2 pseudogenes are annotated in these 22,680 nt (G+C 67.5%); both read left to right on the plus strand.

What is annotated here, in order from left to right:
* Positions 1–551: 551 nt before the first annotated feature.
* Positions 552–16,304 (plus strand): annotated as a pseudogene (locus ACFY68_RS04735) (amino acid adenylation domain-containing protein); the annotation flags it as partial.
* A 66-nt stretch (positions 16,305–16,370) separates the two neighbouring features.
* A pseudogene (locus tag ACFY68_RS04740) lies at positions 16,371–22,678 on the plus strand (amino acid adenylation domain-containing protein); the annotation flags it as partial.
* Positions 22,679–22,680 lie beyond the last annotated feature (2 nt).

Here is a 22,680-nt window from a genome sequence, read left to right on the forward strand (position 1 = left end):
TCGTGCCAACAAGGCTGGCAACTATGGCCTCACAGGCCATGGCACGTTGCAACAAATGTGGGAGCGGGCTTGCCCCGCGAAGCGCCGCGCGGGCGGCGCTCGATCTCAAAGGCGCTAAAGATCCCAAGCCAAGCGCTTCGCGAAGCGCCGCGCGGGCGGCGCTCGATCTCAAAGGCGCTATAGATCCCAAGGCAAGCGCTTCGCGATGCGCCACAAACCTCCTGCCTAGCGCTTGCGCCCCCCCAAGACACGCCCCTGTCCCCGCTTCCCATGTCAGACCGTCCGGTCACGATCCTTTAGCGTGTCCCCGATTCCCATTTCCAGGCAAAGCAGGATGCTTACCGATGCACTTCAGCGAACTGATGGCTGCTCTTTCCACCCGTGCAATCCGACTCCAGCGCGAAGACCAGGACCTGATCGTTCTGGGCGATGACGACACCCTGGACGATACCCTGTGGGAGGCGCTGTCTCGGCATAAGCCGGCCTTGCTGGAGATGCTCGCCGAACGCGATGACGACTGGCTGAGCCCGGCGTTTCGCATCACCCCCGACATGCTGCCGCTGGTGCAACTCGACCAGCAGGCCATCGACCGCATCGTCGCCAGCGTACCGGGCGGCGCGGCCAACGTGCAGGACATCTACCCGCTGGCGCCGCTGCAGCAAGGCATGTTGTACCAGCACCTGGCAGCCAGCGATGGCGATCCGTACCTTGCCCAGGTGCAACTGCGCTTCACCAGCAAGGCGCACCTCGAAGCCTTTGCCCAGGCCCTGCAATGGGTGATCCAGCGCCATGACATTCTGCGCACGGCGCTGCATTGGGAATACCTCGACGAACCGGTGCAGGTGGTATGGCAGGAGGCGACGCTGGTGCGCGAGGCCATCGCGGTCGATGGCAGCGATGTGTTGGCCAAGCTGTGCGCGCGTTTTGACCCACGGCACTACCGCCTCGACCTGCGCCAGGCACCGCTGATGCAATTGATGCATGCGCAAACTGAAGGCGATGAGTGGGTCGCCTTGCTGATGTTCCATCACGTGGTGATGGACCATACCGCGCTGGACATCGTACGCCGCGAAATCCAGGCGCATCTGGCCGGTGAATCGGCGCAGCTGGCTGCGCCCATGCCGTTTCGCAACGTACTCGCCGCCGCCCGCCTGGCGCTGGACGAGAAGGCCCACGAGCACTTCTTCCGCGACATGCTGGCCGATATCGATGAGCCGACCTTGGCCTTCGGCCTGCAGGATAAAGGCGACCAGGCACTGGAACAGGCGCGCCTGACCTTGCCAGCGGCGCTCAGCCAACGCCTGCGCAGCCAGGCGCGCTTGCTTGGGGTAAGCCCGGCAAGCGTGCTGCACCTGGGCTTCGCCCGCCTGGTAGGGCAATTGTCGGCGCGCCAGGCTGTGGTGTTCGGCAGCGTCCTGCTGGGGCGCATGACCACCGGCGACGGCAGCGAGCAAGCCTTGGGCATGTTCATCAATACCCTGCCGCTGCGCATCGACCTTGGCCAGCAGGGGGTGCGCGATGCACTGCTGGCGACGCATCGACGCCTCACTGCCTTGCTCGGCCATGAGCAGGCTTCCCTGGCCCTGGCCCAGCGTTGCAGCGGTGTTGCCGCGCCGGCGCCGCTTTTCAACAGCATGCTCAACTACCGCCACAGTGCCGCCGGTGATGCGGCTGAAATCATTCCGGTGGCACCCGGTATCGATATCGTCGGCGCCGAAGAGCGCACCGACTACCCGCTGACTGTCAGTGTCGATGACCTGGGTGACGACCTGCGCCTGACCGTCCAGAGCCTGCCGCAGTGGGGCGCGGCCCGTTTGAGTGAGCAGTTCGCACAAGTGCTGGCAAGCCTGGTGCAAGCACTGGAGCACCAGCCTTCGACGCCCCTGCAGGTGTTGCCGGTGCTACCGCCGCGCGAGCGCGAGCAAGTGCTGCAGCAGTTCAACCGCACCACACAGGCCTATGCGCAGGGGCAGACCGTGCATGCCCTGGTCGAGGCCCAGGCCGCGCGTGCGCCGCATGCGGCAGCGCTGGTACAGGCTGAGCAGGTGCTCAGCTACGCCGAGCTGAACCGGCGCGCCAACCAGCTTGCCCACCAGTTGATCGCGCAGGGGGTCAAGGTGGGTGACCGGGTCGCCCTGTGCCTGCCACGCAGCGCCGAGCGCCTGGTCGGCCTGCTGGCGGTGCTGAAGGCCGGTGCCGCCTACGTGCCCGTGGACCCGGCGTACCCAGCCGAGCGCATCGCCTATCTGCTGGCCGACAGTGCCCCAACCCTGGTGCTGGCGACGACGGCCAGCGAGAACCTGGCAAACGTGCCACGCTTGAACCTGGACCAGCCCGGCGCCTTCGCCGCGGATGAGGGTAACCCGGCACTGCCCGGGCTGGACGCGCAGCAGCTGGCCTACCTGGTCTACACCTCCGGCTCCACCGGCCAGCCCAAAGGCGTGATGGTCGAGCACCACACCCTGGCAAACCTTGTTCATTGGCATTGCCAGGCGTTCGAGCTGCACGCCGAATCGCACAGCTCCAGCGTCGCAGGCTTTGGTTTCGACGCCATGGCCTGGGAAGTCTGGCCGACCTTGTGTGCCGGTGCCACCTTGCACCTGCCGCCTGTGCACATCGGCAACGAACACGTCGACGAATTGCTCGACTGGTGGCTGCAGCAGCCGCTGCAGGTCAGCTTCCTGCCGACCCCGGTGGCCGAACAGGCCTTGCGCCGCGACCGCCAGCACCCAACCCTGCGCACCTTGCTGATTGGCGGTGACCGCCTGCGCCAGTTCGATCGCGACCCAGGCTTTGCCGTGGTCAACAACTACGGCCCAACCGAAACCACGGTGGTTGCGACCTCCGGGCAGCTCACCCCTGGCGCGGCTCTGCATATCGGCCAGCCAATCGCCAATACCCGCGTGTATGTGCTCGATGAGGGCCTGCAGCCTGTACCGGTAGGTGTTACCGGTGAGTTGTATATCGGCGGTGCGCAGGTCGCGCGCGGCTACTTCAATCGCCCTGAACTGACCGAGCAGCGTTTTCTGGCCGACCCGTTCAGCGAGGCTGCCAACGCCCGCATGTACCGCAGTGGCGACCTGGTGCGCTGGAACACCGACGGCACGCTGGACTACCTGGGCCGCAACGATGACCAGGTGAAGGTCCGCGGCGTGCGGGTGGAGCTGGGCGAAATCGAAGCCGCCCTGGCTATGCAACCGGGTATCGCCGATGCCGTGGTACTGGTGCGCGATGCGCGCCTGCTGGCCTGGTTCACCGAGGCCGCGCCAGTAGACCTTGAACAACTGCGTCAGGCCCTGCAGGCCAGCCTGCCGGCGCAACTGATACCGGCCGCGTTCATACGCCTGGCTGAACTGCCGTTGACCAGCCACGGCAAGCTCGACCGCCGCGCGCTGCCCGACCCCGACAGTGCGTTGCTGGCCGGCCAGGCCTACGAAGCACCGCAGAATGCCACCGAAGCGACCATGGCCGCGATCTGGGCCGAGGTGCTGGGTGTCGAGCGGGTAGGGCGCCACGACAACTTCTTCGAACTGGGTGGCCATTCGTTGCTGGCCGTGACCCTGGTCGAGCGCCTGCGCAAGGCGGGCCTGGTGATCGACGTGCGGGTGCTGTTCGCCCAGCCGACCCTGGCGGCGCTGGCCAGTGCAGCCGGGATCGGCCATGAAGCCCAGGTGCCGGCCAACCGTGTGCCGCACAACGCCCAACGCATCACCCCGGACATGCTCAGCCTGATCGACCTGGACCAGGCCGCGATCGACGCCGTAGTCGCCAGCGTGCCCGGTGGCGCCGCCAACGTGCAGGAAATCTACCCACTCGCGCCGTTGCAGGAAGGCATTCTCTATCACCACCTGAGTGCCGAGCAGGGCGACCCGTACCTGCTGCAGACCCGCCTGGCCTTCGACAGCGTCGAACGCCTGCTGGCTTGGGCCGGCGCCCTGCAGCAGGTCATCGACCGCCACGATATCCTGCGCACCTCGGTGCTCTGGCAAGGCCTGGCGCAGCAGCTGCAGGTGGTGTGGCGCAAGGCCGAGCTTGCCGTCAACGAAGTCGACGACCTGGCCGATGAGCCCGGTGCCGACCGCATCGAACAGCTGCACGCCCGCTTCGACGCCCGCCACCACCGCCTCGACCTGGGCCAGGCGCCGCTGACCCGCCTTTACTACAGCCTCGACCCTGCCAACCAGCAGGTGGTGGCGATCCTGCTGTTCCACCACCTGACCCTCGACCACACCGCCATGGACGTGGTCGCCCGGGAAATGCGCGCGCTGCTGTTCGGCCAGGCCGATACCCTGCCGCCGGCGGTGCCGTACCGCAACTATGTGGCCCAGGCCCGCCTGGCCGACCAGGCCGGGCATGAAGCGTTCTTCCGCACGATGCTGGCAGACGTCGACGAGCCGACCTTGCCGCTGGGTTTGGCCGATGTACAAGGCGACGGCCGCGGAATCGAAACCGCCTTCCAGGCACTGGATGGCGGCATCAGCCAGCGCCTGCGCAGCCAGGCCCGCCAGCTGGGCGTCAGCGCCGCAAGCCTGATGCACCTGGCCTGGGCGCGTGTGCTGGGGGTGCTCGCCAACCGCCACGACGTGGTGTTCGGCACGGTGCTGATGGGCCGCCTGCAGGGCGGCGAGGGCGCCGACCGCGCGTTGGGCATGTTCATCAACACCTTGCCGCTGCGGGTCGATACCCGCGCCTCGGTGCAAGCGGCCGTGCGCGCCACCCACCGCAGCCTGTCGGGGTTGCTTGGCCATGAGCACGCCCCCCTGGCGCTGGCCCAGCGTTGCAGCGGCGTGGCGGCCTCGGCGCCGTTGTTCAGCGCGTTGCTCAACTACCGCCACAGCGCAGCCGATGCGCCGCGCGAAGGCGAAGGGATCTGGGAAGGCGTTCGGCTGCTGGGCGGCGAAGAGCGCAGCAACTACCCATTGACCTTGAGCGTCAACGACCTGGGTGAAGGCTTCAGTTTCAGCGTGCTGGCAGTCGAAGGCATCGGCGCCACCCGGGTTGTCGCCTGGATGGCTGAAGCCGTAGGCCAGCTGCTGCAAGCGCTCGAACAAGGTCACGGCACTTCGGTCGATAGCCTGCCGATCCTCAGCGATGAGGCGCGGCATCAACTGCTCGGCAGCTTCAACGACACCGCCCGGGAGTTCTCACAAGGGCAGACCGTGCACGCCCTGGTCGAAGCCCAGGCTGCCCGTACGCCCGACGCCTCGGCGCTGAGCCAGGCAGACCGCGCGGTGAGTTACGCCGAGCTGAACCAACGCGCCAACCGCCTGGCCCACCGCCTGATCGAGTGCGGTGTGCAGCCGGGCGACCGGGTTGCCCTGTGCCTGCCGCGCAGTATTGAGCGGGTCATTGCCCTGCTGGCCGTGCTCAAGGCCGGCGCCGCTTACGTGCCGGTGGACCCGAGCTACCCGGCAGAACGTATCGCCTACCTGCTCAGTGACAGCGCCCCCGCCTTGCTGCTGGCCGAGTCGAGCCTCAATGGCCTGCCAGACGCCCCACGCCTGGACATCGATCAGCCGGCCGCCTGGCACTCATTCGACGGCAACCCGCAGGTGGCCGGGCTGGATGCCCATCACCTGGCCTATGTGGTGTACACCTCCGGCTCTACCGGCCAGCCCAAGGGCGTGATGATCGAACACCAGACGCTGGCCAACCTGGTGCACTGGCACTGCCAGGCCTTCGCGCTGGGCGCCGGCGAGCGCACCTCCAGCGTCGCCGGTTTCGGGTTCGATGCCATGGCCTGGGAGGTCTGGCCGGCATTGTGCGCCGGTGCCACCTTGCACTTGCCGCCTGCGCACATCGCCAACGAGCACGTCGACGAGTTGCTCGACTGGTGGCTGGAGCAGCCCCTTAAAGTCAGCTTCCTGCCCACCCCGGTGGCCGAGCAGGCGCTGCGCCGCGAGCGCCAGCACCCCACCTTGCGCACCTTGCTGATCGGTGGCGACCGCCTGCGCCAGTTCGACCGCGACCCCGGGTTCGACCTGGTCAACAATTACGGCCCGACCGAAACCACTGTGGTCGCCACCTCTGGCAAGGTGCTGCCGGGTGCTGCGCTGCACATCGGGCAGCCCATCGCCAACACCCGCGTCTATGTGCTCGACGAACAGCGCGAGCCAGTGCCGATCGGGGTTGCCGGTGAGCTTTACATTGGCGGTGCGCAGGTCGCCCGCGGCTATTTCAACCGGCCCGAACTGACCGCCGAGCGCTTTCTCGACGACCCGTTCAGCCGCAAGCCGGGCGCGCGCATGTACCGCAGTGGCGACCTGGTGCGCTGGAACGCCGATGGCACCCTGGATTACCTGGGCCGCAACGACGACCAGGTGAAAATCCGCGGCGTGCGGGTTGAACTGGGCGAAATCGAAGCGGCCCTGGCGGCCCAGCCGGGTATTGACGATGCCGTGGTGCTGGTGCGTGGCGAGCGGCTGCTGGCCTGGTTCACCGAAACCGCGCCGGTGCAGCTCGAACACCTGCGCCAGGCCCTGCAGGCCAGCCTGCCGGCACACCTGTTGCCGCAAGCATTGATCCGCCTGGCCCAGCTGCCGCTGACCAGCCACGGCAAGCTCGACCGCCGTGCATTGCCCGAGCCTGCGGCCGCCGACCTGGGCAGCCAAGGCTACGTGCCGCCTCAAGGCGAGACCGAAGCCGCGATGGCCGCAACCTGGGCTGACGTGCTGGGTGTGGAACGGGTAGGGCGCCACGACAACTTCTTCGAGCTGGGCGGCCATTCGCTGCTGGCCGTCACCCTGATCGAGCGCCTGCGCCAACAGGGCCTGCAAACCGACGTGCGCGTGCTGTTCGGCCAGCCGACAGTGGCCGCACTGGCGGCGGCGCTGGGCAAAGGGCGCCAGGTGACGGTGCCGGAAAACCGCATCCCGCCCGCCTGCACCCATATCACCCCGGACATGCTGGCGCTGATCGACCTGAGTGAAGCCAGCATCGCGCGCATCGCGGCCACGGTGCCGGGCGGCGCTGCCAACATTCAGGACATCTACCCGCTGGCGCCGCTGCAGGAAGGCATCCTCTACCACCACCTCAGTGCTGCCGGCGAAGACCCGTACCTGCTGCAATGGCGCATTGCATTCGACAGCCCTGCACGGCTGCACGCCTTCGCCAGCGCCCTGGACAAGGTCATCGCTCGCCACGACGTGCTGCGCACTGCGGTGCTCTGGGACGGCCTGCCGCAGCCCGTGCAAGTGGTCTGGCGCACGGTCCACCCTGTCACTGTTGACGCAGATCTTGTGGGCGCGGGCTTGCCCCGCGAAAGCAGCGCCGCCGACCTCAACTTGAGCGGCGCCCCGCTGATCCGCCTGCTGCATGCCCAACCGGCTGACGGCCAACGCATCGAAGCCACCCTGCAATTCCACCACATCGTCCTCGACCACACCGCCATGAAGGTGGTGCTCGAAGAGATCCGCGACCACCTGCGCGGCCAAGCCCCAAGCCACGCGCCCGTGCCGTACCGCAACTACGTGGCCCAGGCGCGCCTGGCCATCAGCGAAGCCGAGCACGAAGCGTTCTTCCGCACCCAACTGGCCGATATCGCTGAGCCGACGTTGCCCTACGGCCTGACCGATCTCCAGGCCCAGGCCAGCCGCTTCGAGTTGGCCAGCGTGCAACTGCAAGCCGCCGACTACCAACGCCTGCGCCACCAGGCCCAGCAACTGGGGGTGAGTGCCGCCAGCCTGCTGCACCTGGCCTGGGCCCGCCTGGTGTCGGCCACCAGCGGCAACGGCAGCGTGGTATTCGGCACCGTGCTGCTTGGCCGCCTGCAAGGTGGCGCCGGCGCCGACCGTGGCCTGGGCATGTTCATCAACACCCTGCCGCTGCGCCTGGACCTAGATGGCCTGGGCGTACGGGACGGTGTGCGCCTGGCCCACGAGCGGCTGAGCGCGCTGCTGGTGCACGAACACGCGTCGCTGGCCCTGGCCCAGCGCTGCAGCGGTGTGGCCGCGCCAATGCCGTTGTTCAGCGCGATGCTCAATTATCGCCACGGTGCGAGTAATGCCGAGCAACAGATGCACCGCGAAGCCCTTGAAGGCATCGAAGCATTGCCCAGCGGCGGGCATGGCAACTACCCGTTGAGCGTTAACGTCGACGACCTGGGCGATGGCCTGCGCATGACCGCACAAGTGACTGCGCAGGTGGGCGCGCAGCGGGTCTGCGAGCAACTGCTGCAGGTGCTCGTTGGCCTGCTCGATGCCCTTGAACAGCAGCCACAGTTGCCCCTGCAGCAACTGCCGGTGCTGGCAGCCGAGGAGCGCCAGCAATTGCTGGTCGAAAGCAACGCCACTGCGTCGCCGCATGACCTGCAACAGCCCCTGCACAGCCTGTTCGAGGCGCAGGTGCGGCGTGCGCCTGATGCGTTGGCCCTGGTGGCCGAAGAAGGCACGCTGAGCTACCGCCAACTGGACGAGCAGGCCAACCGCCTGGCCCACTACCTGATCGGCCTTGGGGTAAAACCCGACGACCGCGTGGCGATCTGCGTCGAGCGTGGCCTGTCGCTGGTGGTCGGCTTGCTGGCCATTCTGAAAGCGGGCGGGGCCTACGTGCCGGTCGACCCCGGCTACCCGGCCGAGCGTATTCGCCACATGCTGGCCGACAGCGCACCGCTGGCCGTGCTGGTGCACGGTGCCACCCGTGCGGCAGTGCAAGCGTCGCCAGCGCTGCTGGTCGACCTGGACCAGCCGGCCTGGGGCGCCCAGCCGCTCAGCAACCCGCGTGTACCGGGCCTGGCAGCGCAGCACCTGGCGTACGTGATCTACACCTCCGGCTCCACCGGCCTGCCCAAGGGCGTGATGGTCGAGCACCGCAACGTGGTCAACCTGGTGCACTGGAGCCGCCGCCTGTGCGCCGTACCGGCCGAAGGCAGCGTGCTGCACAAGACCCCGGTCAGCTTCGACGCCTCGGTGTGGGAGCTGTTCTGGCCACTGTGCAGCGGCCTGCGCCTGGTGCTGGCACGGCCAGACGGCCAGCGTGACCCGCAGTACCTCGCGAAGCTCATCCAGAAGCAGCAGGTGAGCGTGGTGCAGTTCGTACCGGCGCTGCTGCAGCAGTTCCTCGACGAAGCGCAAAGCGCCCAGTGCAGTAGCCTCAGCGATATCGTCTGTGGCGGCGGCGAGTTGACCGCAGCCCTGGCGGCACGTGTACGCCAGCGCTTGCCAGGCGTTCGCCTGCACAACGTCTACGGCCCTACCGAGACGACGGTCGACTGCAGCGTGTGGACCCTGGAGCCCGACGCCGCGCTGCCACCCGGCGTACTGCCGATCGGGCGGCCGATCGACAACACCCACCTGTACGTGCTCGACAGCCTCGACCAGCCTGTGCCGTGGGGCGTGGCCGGCCACCTGCACATCGGCGGCGCTGGCGTTACCCGGGGCTACCTGGGCCTGGCGCAGCAGCAGGCCGAGCGCTTCATTGCCAGCCCGTTCGTGGCGGGCGAGCGGCTATACCGCAGCGGCGACCTGGTGCGCCAGCGGGCCGACGGCAACCTTGAGTTCCTGGGCCGTAACGACCACCAGGTGAAAATCCGCGGCCTGCGGATCGAACCGGGTGAGATCGAGGCCTGCCTGAGCGGCGTGGCCAGTGTGCGCGAAGCCGTGGTGCTGGCCTTTGGCGAGCGCCTGGTCGGGTACTACACCGGCGCCGAACAGCCAGCTGACAGCCTGCGCCAAGCGTTGCTGACACAGCTGCCCGAGTACATGGTGCCGGGGCTGTTCATCCACCTCGACAGCCTGCCGTTGACACCCAACGGCAAGCTTGACCGCAAAGCGCTGCCCGCGCCGGACGCTGCGTTGCAGCAACGCCCCTTCGAGGCACCGCAAGGCAGCACCGAAACCCTGCTGGCACGCCTATGGGCCGAACTGCTGGGTGTCGAGCAGGTAGGGCGGCACGACAACTTCTTCGAACTGGGTGGCCACTCGCTGTTGGCCGTGAGCCTGACCGCACGCCTGCGCCTAGAGGGGCTGCAGGTCGATGTACGCACCCTGTTCGGCCAGCCGACCATTGCCGCGCTGGCAGCGACCCTCGGCCAGAACCAGCAGGTCGTTGTGCCCGAGAACCGTATCCCGGCAGATTGCGCTTCGATCACCCCGGACCTGCTCAGCCTGGTCGAGCTCGACCAGGCGGCCATCGACCGGGTCGTCGCCAGCGTGCCCGGTGGTGCCGCCAACGTGCAGGACATCTACCCACTGGCGCCGTTGCAGGAAGGTATCCTCTACCACCACCTGAGTGCGCCTGAGCACGACCCGTACGTGCTGTATTCGCGGCTGCGTTTCGACAGCCTTGCACGCCTGCAAGCCTTCGCCAACGCCCTGGACCAGGTCATCGCCCGCCACGATGTACTGCGCACCGCTGTGCTTTGGGACGGCCTGCCGCAACCGGTGCAGGTGGTCTGGCGCACGGTCCCCCCGGTCACTGTTGACGCAGATCTTGTGGGAGCGGGCTTGCCCCGCGAAAGCAGCGCCGCCGACCTCAACTTGAGCAGCGCCCCGCTGATCCGCCTGCTGCATGCCCAACCGGCTGACGGCCAACGCATCGAAGCCACCCTGCAATTCCACCACATCGTCCTCGACCACACGGCCCTGGAAGTCATTGGTGAAGAGTTGGTCGCCTTGCTCCAGGGCGAACCTGCCCCCTCGCAGCCGCCGGCACCCTATCGCAACTACGTCGCCCAGGCCCGCCTGGGCATCAGCCAGGCCGAGCACGAGGCGTTCTTCCGTTCGCAGCTGGCCGATATCGACGAGCCGACCCTGCCGTTCGGCCTGAGCGACGTGCAAGGCGATGGCCGTGGCATGCAGGAGGTCAAGCTGCCCTTGTCTGCGCACCTGGCCGCTGGCCTGCGCCACCAGGCGCGGGTGCTGGGTATCAGCGTCGCCAGCCTGTTCCACCTGGCCTGGGCGCGCCTGCTGGCAGCGGCCAGTGGCAAGGACAGCGTGGTGTTCGGCACCGTCTTGCTGGGTCGCCTGCAAGGCGGCGAGGGCGCCGAGCGGGCACTGGGTATGTTCATCAACACTTTGCCGCTGCGGGTCGACCTGGGCAGCGTCAGCCTGCGCGCGGCGGCCCATGCCACCCATCAGCGGCTCAGCGCACTGCTGGCTCACGAGCATGCTTCCCTGGCGTTGGCCCAGCGTTGCAGCGGCGTGGCGGCACCGTTGCCGCTGTTCAGCGCAATGCTCAACTACCGCCACGGTGCTCAAAGCAGTGCCGAGCAGCGTCAGGCCTGGCAGGGCATCGAGGTACTGGAGGGGCAGGAACGCACCAACTACCCGTTGAGCCTGAACGTGGATGACCTGGGTGACGGCTTCCGCCTGGTCGCCATGACGCCTGCGGACATAGGTGCGGCGCGGATCTGCGGGCAGATGAACCAGGTGCTCGAGGCCATGGTCGCGGCACTGGAGCACGAACCTGAGCTGCCGTTGCAGCGCTTGCCGGTGCTGGAGGCCGAGGAGCGCCAGCGTGTGCTGGTGGGCTTCAACGACACGGCGCAGGACTACAACCTTGCGCAGACCTTGCATGGGCTGATCGAGGCGCAGGTCGAGCGCACGCCGGATGCCGTGGCCGTGCGGGCCGAAGAGGGTATGTTGAGCTATCGCCAGCTCAACGAGCAGGCTAACCGCCTGGCGCATTATCTGATCGATCTTGGGGTGAGACCGGACGATCGCGTGGCTATCTGCGTCGAACGTGGGTTGTCGATGGTGGTGGGGCTGCTGGCCATCCTCAAGGCCGGTGGTGCTTATGTACCCGTCGATCCGGATTACCCGGCCGAACGCGTGCGCCACATGCTGAGCGACAGCGCGCCGGTGGCGGTGCTGGTGCATGGCGCGACTCGCCATGTACCGGAAGCGGGGCTGGTGATCGATCTGGAGCAGCCAAGCTGGCATGCACAGCCTGCCAGCAACCCGGTTGTGGCTGCGCTGACGCCACATCATCTGGCCTATGTGATCTACACCTCGGGCTCGACCGGCCTGCCCAAGGGCGTGATGAACGAGCACTCGGGGGTGGTCAACCGCCTGCTGTGGATGCAGGACGCCTACGGCCTTGGTGCCGATGACGTGGTGCTGCAGAAAACCCCGTTCAGCTTCGACGTGTCGGTGTGGGAATTCCTCTGGCCGCTGCAAACCGGTGCGCGCCTGGTCATGGCTCGCCCAGGCGGGCATCGCGATCCGGAGTACCTGCGCGAGGTGATTCGTAGCGAAGGCGTCACCACCTTGCACTTCGTGCCGTCGATGCTGGACGTGTTCCTCGCGCATGGCGACGCTTCGGCAGATCGCCTCAAGCGCGTGCTGTGCAGCGGCGAGGCATTGCCTGGCAGCCTGGTACGGCGATTCCATACCCAGCTTCCAACCGTGGAACTGCACAACCTCTACGGGCCGACCGAAGCCGCCGTGGATGTGAGTGCCTGGCACTGCGTCACCGCGCCGGACAACACCCCAATCGGCAAGCCAATCGCCAACACCACGTTGTACGTGCTGGATGGTCAAGGCCAGCCGGTGCCGCAGGGCGTGGCGGGCGAGCTGTTCATTGGTGGCGTACAAGTTGCCCGTGGCTACCTGAACCGTGCCGAACTGACCGCCGAACGCTTCATCGACGATCCGTTCAGCACCCGGCCCGGGGCGCGTCTGTACCGCACCGGCGATCTGGCGCGACACCTTGCGGACGGCAATATCGAATACCTGGGCCGCAACGACGACCAGGTGAAGGTCCGCGGCCTGCGTATCGAACTGGGGGAAATCCAGGCCGGCCTGACCGCCATTGCGGGTATCAAGGAAGCCGTGGTGGTGGCCCGCGATCAACGCCTGATCGCCTACTACACCGGCGAGCCGCAAGCGGTAGAAACCCTGCGCGCCGGACTGCTCCAGCACCTGCCGGAATTCATGGTGCCCGCGCTATTCATGCACCTCGAAACCCTGCCACTGAGCCCCAACGGCAAGCTCGACCGCAAAGCATTGCCGCAACCCGATGCCGTTCAGGATCGCCCGTTCGAGGCCCCCGAAGGCGAAACCGAAACCCTGCTGGCCGCGATCTGGGCCGAACTGCTGGGCGTGGAACGGGTAGGGCGCCACGACAACTTCTTCGAACTGGGCGGCCATTCGCTGCTGGCGGTGTCGCTCACCTCGCGCCTGCGCCAACACGGCCTGCATGCAGACATCCGTGTGCTGTTCGGCCAACCGACCCTGGCGGCGCTGGCGGCTGCAGTGAGCGGCGAAACCGGCCTGAGGGTGCCCGCCAACCGCATACCGGCTGACTGCAAGCACATCACGCCAGGCATGCTGCCGCTGGCCGATCTGTCGCAAGCCTCTATCGACAGGCTGACGGCGCAGGTCCCCGGCGGCGCCAGTAATATCCAGGACATCTACGGCCTGGCACCCCTGCAGCAGGGTATTCTCTACCACCACCTGGCCAGCGAAGGCGCCGACCCCTACGTGCTGCAGGCGCGCTTCGCCTTCCCCGACCAGGCCACGCTGGACGCCTTCGCTGCTGCGCTGGATCAAGTCATCGCGCGGCACGACATCCTGCGCACCAGCATCCACTGGCAGCACCTCGAAGAACCCGTGCAGGTCGTCTGGCGCGAAGTGCCCTCCGTGGGCGCGGTCTCGCCCAACGAAGGAAACGCCAACGCCCTGAACCTCGGCACCGCGCCGTTGATCCGCCTGCTCCCGGTGCAAGCCAACGGCCGCCTCGAAGCGACCCTGCTGATTCACCACATCATCCTCGACCACGCCGCAGTCGAGCACCTGGTGGCGGAAGTTACCGCCGTGCTGCAGCACCAGCCGCTGCCACACGCCAGCGTGCCTTACCGCAACTACGTGGCCCAGGCGCGCCTCGGCGGCGACAGCCAGGCCGAAGAAGCGCTGTTCCGCGAGTTGTTGGGGGATATCGACGAACCGACCGAAGTCTTCGGCTTGCGCTCTGCGCACAGCGACGGCAGCCGCGTGCTCGACAGCCGACAGGCGCTCGATGCCAGCCTGGCCAAGCGCCTGCGTGAGCAGGCCAGGCAGCTGGGCATCAGCGTCGCCAGCCTGGTCCACCAGGCCTGGGGCCAGGTGCTGGCGCAGCTGTCCGGGCGCCAGGAAGTGGTGTTCGGCACGGTGCTGCTCGGCCGTATGCAAGGTGGCGAGGGCGCCGAGCGGGCGCTGGGCATGTTCATCAATACCTTGCCGTTGCGCGTCAGCATCGGCGCAGCCGGCGTCGCCGATGGCGTGCGCCTGACCCATCAACGCCTGGCGCGGCTGCTTGCCCACGAGCAAGCCTCGCTGGCCGTCGCCCAACGCTGCAGCGGCGTACCGGCCACCCAGCCGTTGTTCACCAGCCTGCTCAACTTCCGCCACAGTGCACCGGCCAAGGCCGAATTGCGCGACGCCTGGCAAGGCATCGAGCAACTGGCGGCCCATGAACGAAGCAATTACCCGCTGGTGGTCAACGTCGACGACCTGGGCGATGGCTTCGTTGTCACGGTGCAAGCTCTGGCGCAAGTGGACGGGGCGCAGGTGTGCCGCCTGCTGGGCACAGCCCTGGAGCAGTTGGTGCATACCCTGGAGCAGGCACCGGCCACCGCCCTGCAGCGGGTCAGCTGCCTGGCGCCTGGCGAACGCGAGTTGGTACTGCATGGTTTCAACGCCACGCGCCGTGACTACCCCCACGAGCATGCCGTGCACACCCTGTTCGGTGCCCATGCGGCGCTCAGCCCGGACGCCGTGGCGGTGGTGCACGGCGAGCAGCAGGTCAGCTACCAGCAGCTTGATCAACGCGCCAACCGCCTGGCGCATCACCTGCTCGCCCTTGGCGTGCGCCCGGGGGATCGCATCGCGCTGCTGCTGCCACGCAGCGTCGACCTGTTGGCGGCGCAACTGGCCGCCAGCAAATGCGCGGCGGTCTATGTACCGCTGGACAGCAATGCACCGGTCGAGCGCCAGGCGTTCATGGTTGCCGACAGCCAGGCGCAGGTGCTGCTGACCCTCAGCGACGAGCCGCAACTGGGCCAGGCCCAGCGGGTCGAGCTGGATCAGCTCGACCTTGCGGGCTACCCCGCCCAGTCGCCAGGGCAGGCAGTCAACGCCAACAGCGCGGCGTACATCATGTACACCTCAGGCTCCACCGGTACGCCAAAAGGCGTGCAAGTGCCGCACCGGGCCATCGTGCGCCTGGTGATCAACAACGGTTTTGCCGTGTTCAACAACCAGGACCGGGTTGCCTTTGCCTCCAACCCCGCGTTCGATGCCAGTACGCTGGAAGCCTGGGCGCCGTTGCTCAACGGTGGGCGCGTGGTGGTCATCGACCAGCATCAGGTGCTGTCACGCGAAGCCTTGCGCGATGCGTTGCTGAAGCATGGGGTGAGCGTGCTGTGGCTGACTGCCGGGCTGTTCCACCAGTTTGCCGGCGACCTGCTGCCTGCGCTGGCCAAGCTGCGTTACCTGATGGTGGGCGGTGATGTGCTGGACCCGGCTGTGATCGCCAGGGTGCTGCGCGAAGGTGCACCGGCTCACCTGCTGAACGGCTACGGCCCGACCGAGGCCACCACGTTCAGTACCACCCACGAGATCACCGAAGTCGGCGAGGGCAGCATCCCCATTGGCCAGCCGATTGGCAACGGCCGCTGCTATGTGCTCGACGCCCGCCAGCAGCCGCTGCCGGTCGGTGCCGTGGGCGAACTCTACATCGGCGGCGACGGCGTCGCCCTGGGTTACCTGGGCCAACCGGCGTTGACTGCCGAGCGCTTCCTGGACGACCCGTTCAGCCCCGAGGCAGGCGCACGCATGTACCGCAGCGGCGACCTGGTGAGCTGGCAGGCCGACGGTACCCTGCGCTACCTGGGCCGCGCCGACCAGCAGATCAAGCTGCGGGGTTTTCGGATCGAGCTGGGCGAGATCGAGGCCTGCCTGGCCAACTGCACCGGCGTTCGCGACACGGCCGTGGTGCTGCGCGAGGACACGCCGGGCGACAAGCGCCTGGTCGCCTACTTCACGGCAAACGGCGCAGCCCCGGCCATCGCCGAGCTGCACGGCCAGCTGCAAGGCCATTTGCCCGACTACATGCTGCCAGCAGCCTATGTGCACGTGGCTGAACTACCGCTGACCGCCAACGGCAAACTCGACCGCCGCGCGCTGCCGCTGCCCGGCAACGAGGCGCTGCTCAGCCGTGCCTTCGAGGCGCCGCAGGGCCAGGTGGAGCGCAGCCTCGCGGCGATCTGGGCAGAGGTGCTCAAGGTCGAACAAGTAGGCCGCCATGATCACTTCTTCGAACTGGGTGGCCACTCGCTGCTGGCCGTTACCCTGATCGAGCGCATGCGCAAGGCCGGCCTCAGCGCCGATGTGCGTGTGCTGTTCGCCCAGCCCACCCTGGCCGCCCTGGCCGCAGCGGTGGGCAGTGGCCGCGAAGTGCAAGTGCCCGCCAACCGCGTGCCCGAGGGCGTCGAGCGGATCACACCGGCCATGCTCAGCCTGATCGAACTCGACCAGGCCAGCATCGACCGGATCGTCGCCAGCGTCCCAGGCGGCGCTGCCAACGTGCAGGAGATCTACCCGCTGGCGCCGCTGCAGGAGGGCATTCTCTATCACCACCTGAGCTCCGAGCAGGGCGACCCGTACCTGCTGCAGTCGCGCCTGGCCTTCGACAGCCTGGCGCGCCTGCAGGCCTGGGCCGGGGCGCTGCAGCAGGTCATCGACCGCCATGACATCCTGCGCACGTCGGTGCTGACCGAGGGGCTGGAGCAACCGGTGCAGGTGGTCTGGCGAGCAGCACGCATGGAGGTGACGGCAATCACCGACCTGGCCGGCGCTTCGCCGATCGATGCCTTGCAGGCCCGTTTCGACGCCCGCCACCAGCGCATTGACCTGGCGCGGGCACCGCTGATGCGCCTGGTACATGCCGACGACCCGGCCAACCAGCGCGTGGTGGCCATCCTGCAGTTCCACCACTTGGCTCTCGACCACACCGCCATGGAAGTGATTGCCGGCGAAATGCAGGCATTGCTGGCGGGTAACGCCGGGCACCTGGCCGCACCGGTGCCTTACCGCACCTACGTCGCCCAGGCTCGCCTGGGGGCTGATGATGCCGGGCACGAGGCGTTCTTCCGCGACATGCTCGGCGACCTCGACGAACCGACCCTGCCGTTCGGCCTGGCCGATGTGCAAGGCGATGGCCGCGCCATCGAAGAGGCACAGTTGCCCGTCGAAGCAGAGGTGGCCCGGCAGCTGCGCGAGCAGGCCCGGCGCCTGGGCGTAAGCGCCGCAAGCCTGGCGCACCTGGCCTGGGCGCGGGTGCTCGGGGTGCTGGCCAACCGCAGCGACGTGGTGTTCGGCACCGTGCTGATGGGCCGCCTGCAGGGCGGTGAAGGCGCCGACCGTGCGCTGGGTGTGTTCATCAATACCCTGCCGCTGCGTATCGACCTTGCCGCGCCTGCGCTGCAGGCCGTACGGGTTACCCACCAGCGCCTGTCGGCACTGCTCGGCCATGAACACGCCTCGCTGGCGTTGGCCCAGCGCTGCAGCGGCGTGGCACCTGGCTTACCGTTGTTCAGTGCCTTGTTCAACTACCGCCACAGCAGTGCCGGTGCACCTGCCGAAGGCGATGCCAGCGTGCAGGGCGTGCGCCTGCTGGGCGGCGAAGAGCGCAGCAACTACCCGCTCACCCTCAGCGTCGACGACCTGGGCGACGGCTTTACCTTGAGCGTGCTCGCCCAGCAGGGCATCGGTGCCGGGCGCGTCGCCCAGTGGATGAGCCAGGCGCTGGCGCAGTTGAGCGATGCGCTGGCACATGCCGACAGCACCCCCGTGGACGCCCTCCCGATCCTCGACGCAGCTGCCCGCCAACAGCTGCTGCACACCTTCAACGCCACCGCCCGAGCCTACCCGCAGGGGCAGACCGTGCATGCCCTGGTGGAAGCCTGGGCCGCCCGTGCGCCGCAAGCGGCGGCCCTGGTGCAGGATGGCCAGGTGCTGAGCTACGGCGAGCTCAACCGCAGCGCCAACCGCCTGGCCCATCACCTGATCCGCCGCGGCGTGCAACTGGGCGACCGGGTTGCCCTGTGCCTGCCGCGCAGCCTCGAACGCCTGGTTGGCCTGCTGGCGGTGCTCAAGGCGGGTGCTGCCTATGTGCCGGTGGACCCTGGTTACCCGGCCGAGCGCATTGCCTACCTGCTGCAGGACAGCGCCCCTGCGCTGGTGCTGGCCGACGCCAGCACGCTGGGCGTGCTCGGCGATAGCGCACGGGTCGAGCTGGACCGCGATGACTGGCAGGGCGAAACAGACATCAACCCGCAAGTCGCGGGCCTGGACGACCGGCAGCTGGCCTATGTGATCTATACCTCCGGCTCCACCGGCCAGCCCAAAGGGGTGATGGTCGAGCACGGCACGCTGGCCAATCTGCTGCACTGGCACTGTGAAGCCTTCGACCTCGGCGCGGGCAGCCACACCAGCACCGTGGCCGGTTTCGGTTTCGACGCCGTGGCCTGGGAGGTCTGGCCGGCCCTGTGCAGCGGGGCGGTGCTGCACCTGCCGCCTGCGCGCATTGCCGGTGAACACGTCGACGAACTGCTCGACTGGTGGCTGGAGCAACCGTTGCAGGTCAGCTTCCTGCCCACGCCGGTGGCCGAGCAGGCCCTGCGCCGCCAATGCCAGCACCCGACCCTGCGTACCCTGCTGGTCGGCGGCGATCGCCTGCGCCAGTTCGACCGTGACCCAGGCTTTGCTTTGGTCAACAACTATGGCCCGACCGAGGCGACCGTGGTCGCCACTTCCGGCCAACTGCAGCCGGGTGGCGCCTTGCATATCGGCCTGCCGATCGCCAACACCTGCGTCTATGTGCTGGACGCGCATCGTCAGCCGGTACCGGTGGGTGCGGTCGGCGAGCTGTACATCGGCGGTGCGGGTGTCGCCCGGGGTTACCTGCACCGGCCAGAACTGACCGCCGAGCGTTTCCTCGCCGACCCGTTCAGTGCCCAGGCCCAGGCGCGGATGTACCGCAGTGGTGACCTGGTGCGCTGGAACGCCGATGGCACCCTCGACTACCTGGGCCGCAATGACGACCAGGTGAAGATCCGCGGCGTGCGCGTGGAGCTTGGCGAAATCGAAGCCGTACTGGCAGCGCAGCCGGGCATCCAGGATGCGGTGGTGCTGGTGCGTGACGAGCGCTTGCTGGCCTGGTTCACCGGCGCGGCGCCGCTGGAGGCACTGCGGGAGGCGCTGCAGGCCAGCCTGCCGTCGCACCTGGTGCCGCTGGCGTTCATCCATCTGGATGCCTTGCCACTGACCCCCCATGGCAAGCTCGACCGCAAGGCCTTGCCAAACCCGGCCCCAGAACTGCTCTGCGGGCAGGCCTATGTTGCCCCGCAAGGCACCGTGGAAACTGCGCTTGCCAACGTCTGGGCCGAGATGCTGGGCGTGGCGCAGGTCGGCCGGCATGACAACTTCTTCGAACTGGGCGGGCATTCGCTGCTGGCGGTGAACCTCACCGCGCGCCTGCGCCGTGAAGGCCTGCAAGTCGACGTACGCACATTGTTCGGCCAGCCGACCATCGCCGCTTTGGCGACGACCCTGGGCCAGGCACGGCTGGTGGTAGTGCCGGACAACCTGATCCCCGCGGGCTGCACCCACATCACCCCAGCCATGCTGCCGCTGGTCGCGTTGGAGCCGCACGCCATCGAGCGTATCGTCGCCAGCGTGCCGGGCGGTGCTGCGAACGTGCAGGACATCTACCCGCTGGCGCCGCTGCAGGAAGGCATCCTCTACCATCACTTGAGCGCAGCGGAGCACGACCCTTACGTGCTGCAATCGCGGTTTGCCTTCGCCAGCCGCGAGCACCTGGCCAACTTCGCTGCGGCGTTGAACACCGTCATCGCCCGCCACGACGTGCTGCGCACGGCGGTACTCTGGGAAGGCCTGCCGCAGCCTGTGCAAGTGGTCTGGCGCAGTGCATCGCTGGGCATCTTCGAAGGTGAGGGCAGTCACAGCCTCGACCTGAGCCAGGCCCCGCTTATCCGCCTGTACTACACCCAAACCGAACAGGCCATCGAAGCCACCCTGCAGTTCCATCACATCGTCCTCGACCACACCGCCATGGAAGTGGTCGGCGAAGAGCTGATTGGCTACCTGCAGGGCAACCGGGAACCTGCCCACGCGCCGGTGCCTTACCGCAACTACGTGACCCAGGCCCGCCTGGGGGTCAGCCAGGCCGAGCACGAGGCGTTCTTCCGCTCGCAGCTGGGCGATATCGACGAGCCGACCCTGCCGTTCGGCCTGAGCGACGTGCAAGGCGATGGCCGTGATATCGAGGAGGCGCAGCTGTGGCTGCATGACGACCTGGCCCAGCGCCTGCGCCAGCAAGGGCGGCAACTGGGTATCAGTGTCGCCAGCCTGTTCCACCTGGCCTGGGCGCGGTTGCTCGGGGCCGCCAGCGGCAAGGACAGCGTGGTGTTCGGCACCGTGCTGCTTGGCCGCTTGCAGGGCGGCGAGGGCGCCGAGCGGGCGCTGGGTATGTTCATCAACACCTTGCCGCTGCGCATCGACCTTGCCGGCACCGGCCTGCGTGAAGGGGCGCAGGCGGCCCACCAGCGCCTCAGCGCGCTGCTGGCCCACGAGCATGCTTCGTTGGCACTGGCGCAACGCTGCAGCGGCGTGGCGGCACCGTTGCCGCTGTTCAGCGCAATGCTCAACTACCGCCACAGCACCCAGGTCAGTGCCAGCCAGCGCAAGGCCACCGAGGGTATCGACAACCTGGAAAGCCAGGAGCGCAGCAACTACCCGTTGAGCCTGAACGTGGATGACCTGGGCGACGGCTTCCGCCTGGTGGCCATGACGCCTGCGGACATTGGCGCAGCGCGGATCTGCGGGCAGATGAACCAGGTGCTCGAGGCCATGGTCGCGGTGCTGGAGCACGAACCTGAGCTGCCGTTGCAGCGCTTGCCGGTGCTGGAGATGGAGGAACGTCAGCGTGTGCTGGTGGGCTTCAATGACACGGCGCAGGAATACAACCTTGAGCAGACCTTGCATGGCCTGATCGAGGCGCAGGTCGAGCGCACGCCGGATGCCGTAGCCGTGCGGGCCGAAGAGGGTGTGTTGAGCTATCGCCAGCTCAATGAGCAGGCTAACCGCCTGGCGCACCATCTGATCGATCTTGGGGTGAGACCGGACGATCGCGTAGCTATCTGCGTCGAACGTGGGCTGTCGATGGTGGTGGGGCTGCTGGCCATCCTCAAGGCCGGTGGTGCCTATGTGCCGGTCGATCCTGATTACCCGGCCGAACGTGTGCGCCACATGCTGAGCGACAGCGCGCCGGTGGCGGTGCTGGTGCATGGCGCGACTCGCCATGTACCGGAAGCGGGGCTGGTGATCGATCTGGAGCAGCCAAGCTGGCATGCACAGCCTGCCAGCAACCCGGTTGTGGCTGCGCTGACGCCACATCATCTGGCCTATGTGATCTACACCTCGGGCTCGACCGGCCTACCCAAGGGCGTGATGAACGAGCACTCGGGGGTGGTCAACCGCCTGCTGTGGATGCAGGACGCCTACGGCCTTGGTGCCGATGACGTGGTGCTGCAGAAAACCCCGTTCAGCTTCGACGTGTCGGTGTGGGAATTCCTCTGGCCGCTGCAAACCGGCGCACGCCTGGTCATGGCTCGCCCAGGCGGGCATCGTGATCCGGAGTACCTGCGCCAGGTGATTCGTAGCGAAGGCGTCACCACCTTGCACTTCGTGCCGTCGATGCTGGACGTGTTCCTGGCGCATGGCGACGCTTCGGCAGATCGCCTCAAGCGCGTGCTGTGCAGCGGCGAAGCGTTGCCGGGCAGCCTGGTACGGCGATTCCACGCCCAATTGCCCACGGTCGAACTGCACAACCTCTACGGGCCGACCGAAGCCGCCGTGGATGTGAGTGCCTGGCACTGCGTCACCGCGCCGGACAACACCCCAATCGGCAAGCCAATCGCCAACACCACGTTGTACGTGCTGGACAGCCAAGGCCAGCCGGTGCCGCAGGGCGTGGCGGGCGAGCTGTTCATTGGTGGCGTACAGGTTGCCCGCGGCTACCTCAACCGTGCCGAATTGACCGCCGAGCGCTTCATCGACGATCCGTTCAGCACCCGGCCTGGTGCGCGTCTGTACCGCACCGGCGATCTGGCGCGACACCTTGCGGACGGCAACATCGAATACCTGGGCCGCAACGACGACCAAGTGAAAATCCGTGGCCTGCGCATCGAACTGGGCGAAATCCAGGCCGGCCTGACCGCCATTGTCGGCGTCAAGGAAGCCGTGGTGGTAGCCCGCGATCAACGCCTGATCGCGTACTACACCGGCGAGCTGCAAGCGGTAGAAATGCTGCGCGCCGCACTGCTCAAGCACCTGCCGGAGTTCATGGTGCCCGCGCTGTTCATGCACCTCGAAACCCTGCCACTGAGCCCCAACGGCAAGCTCGACCGCAAGGCCCTGCCGCAACCGGATGCCATTCAGGAACGCCCGTTCGAGGCCCCGGAAGGCGAAACCGAAACCCTGCTGGCCGCGATCTGGGCCGAACTGCTGGGCGTGGAACGGGTAGGGCGGCACGACAACTTCTTCGAACTGGGCGGCCATTCGCTGCTGGCGGTGACCCTCACCTCCCGCCTGCGCGAACAAGGCCTGGAGGCCGACGTGCGCGCCCTGTTCGACCAACCCACACTGGCCGGCTATGCAGCCATCACAGACAGAATGGAGA

The organism is Pseudomonas sp. NPDC012596, assembly GCF_042902325.1.
In the GTDB taxonomy this organism is placed as follows: Bacteria; Pseudomonadota; Gammaproteobacteria; order Pseudomonadales; family Pseudomonadaceae; genus Aquipseudomonas.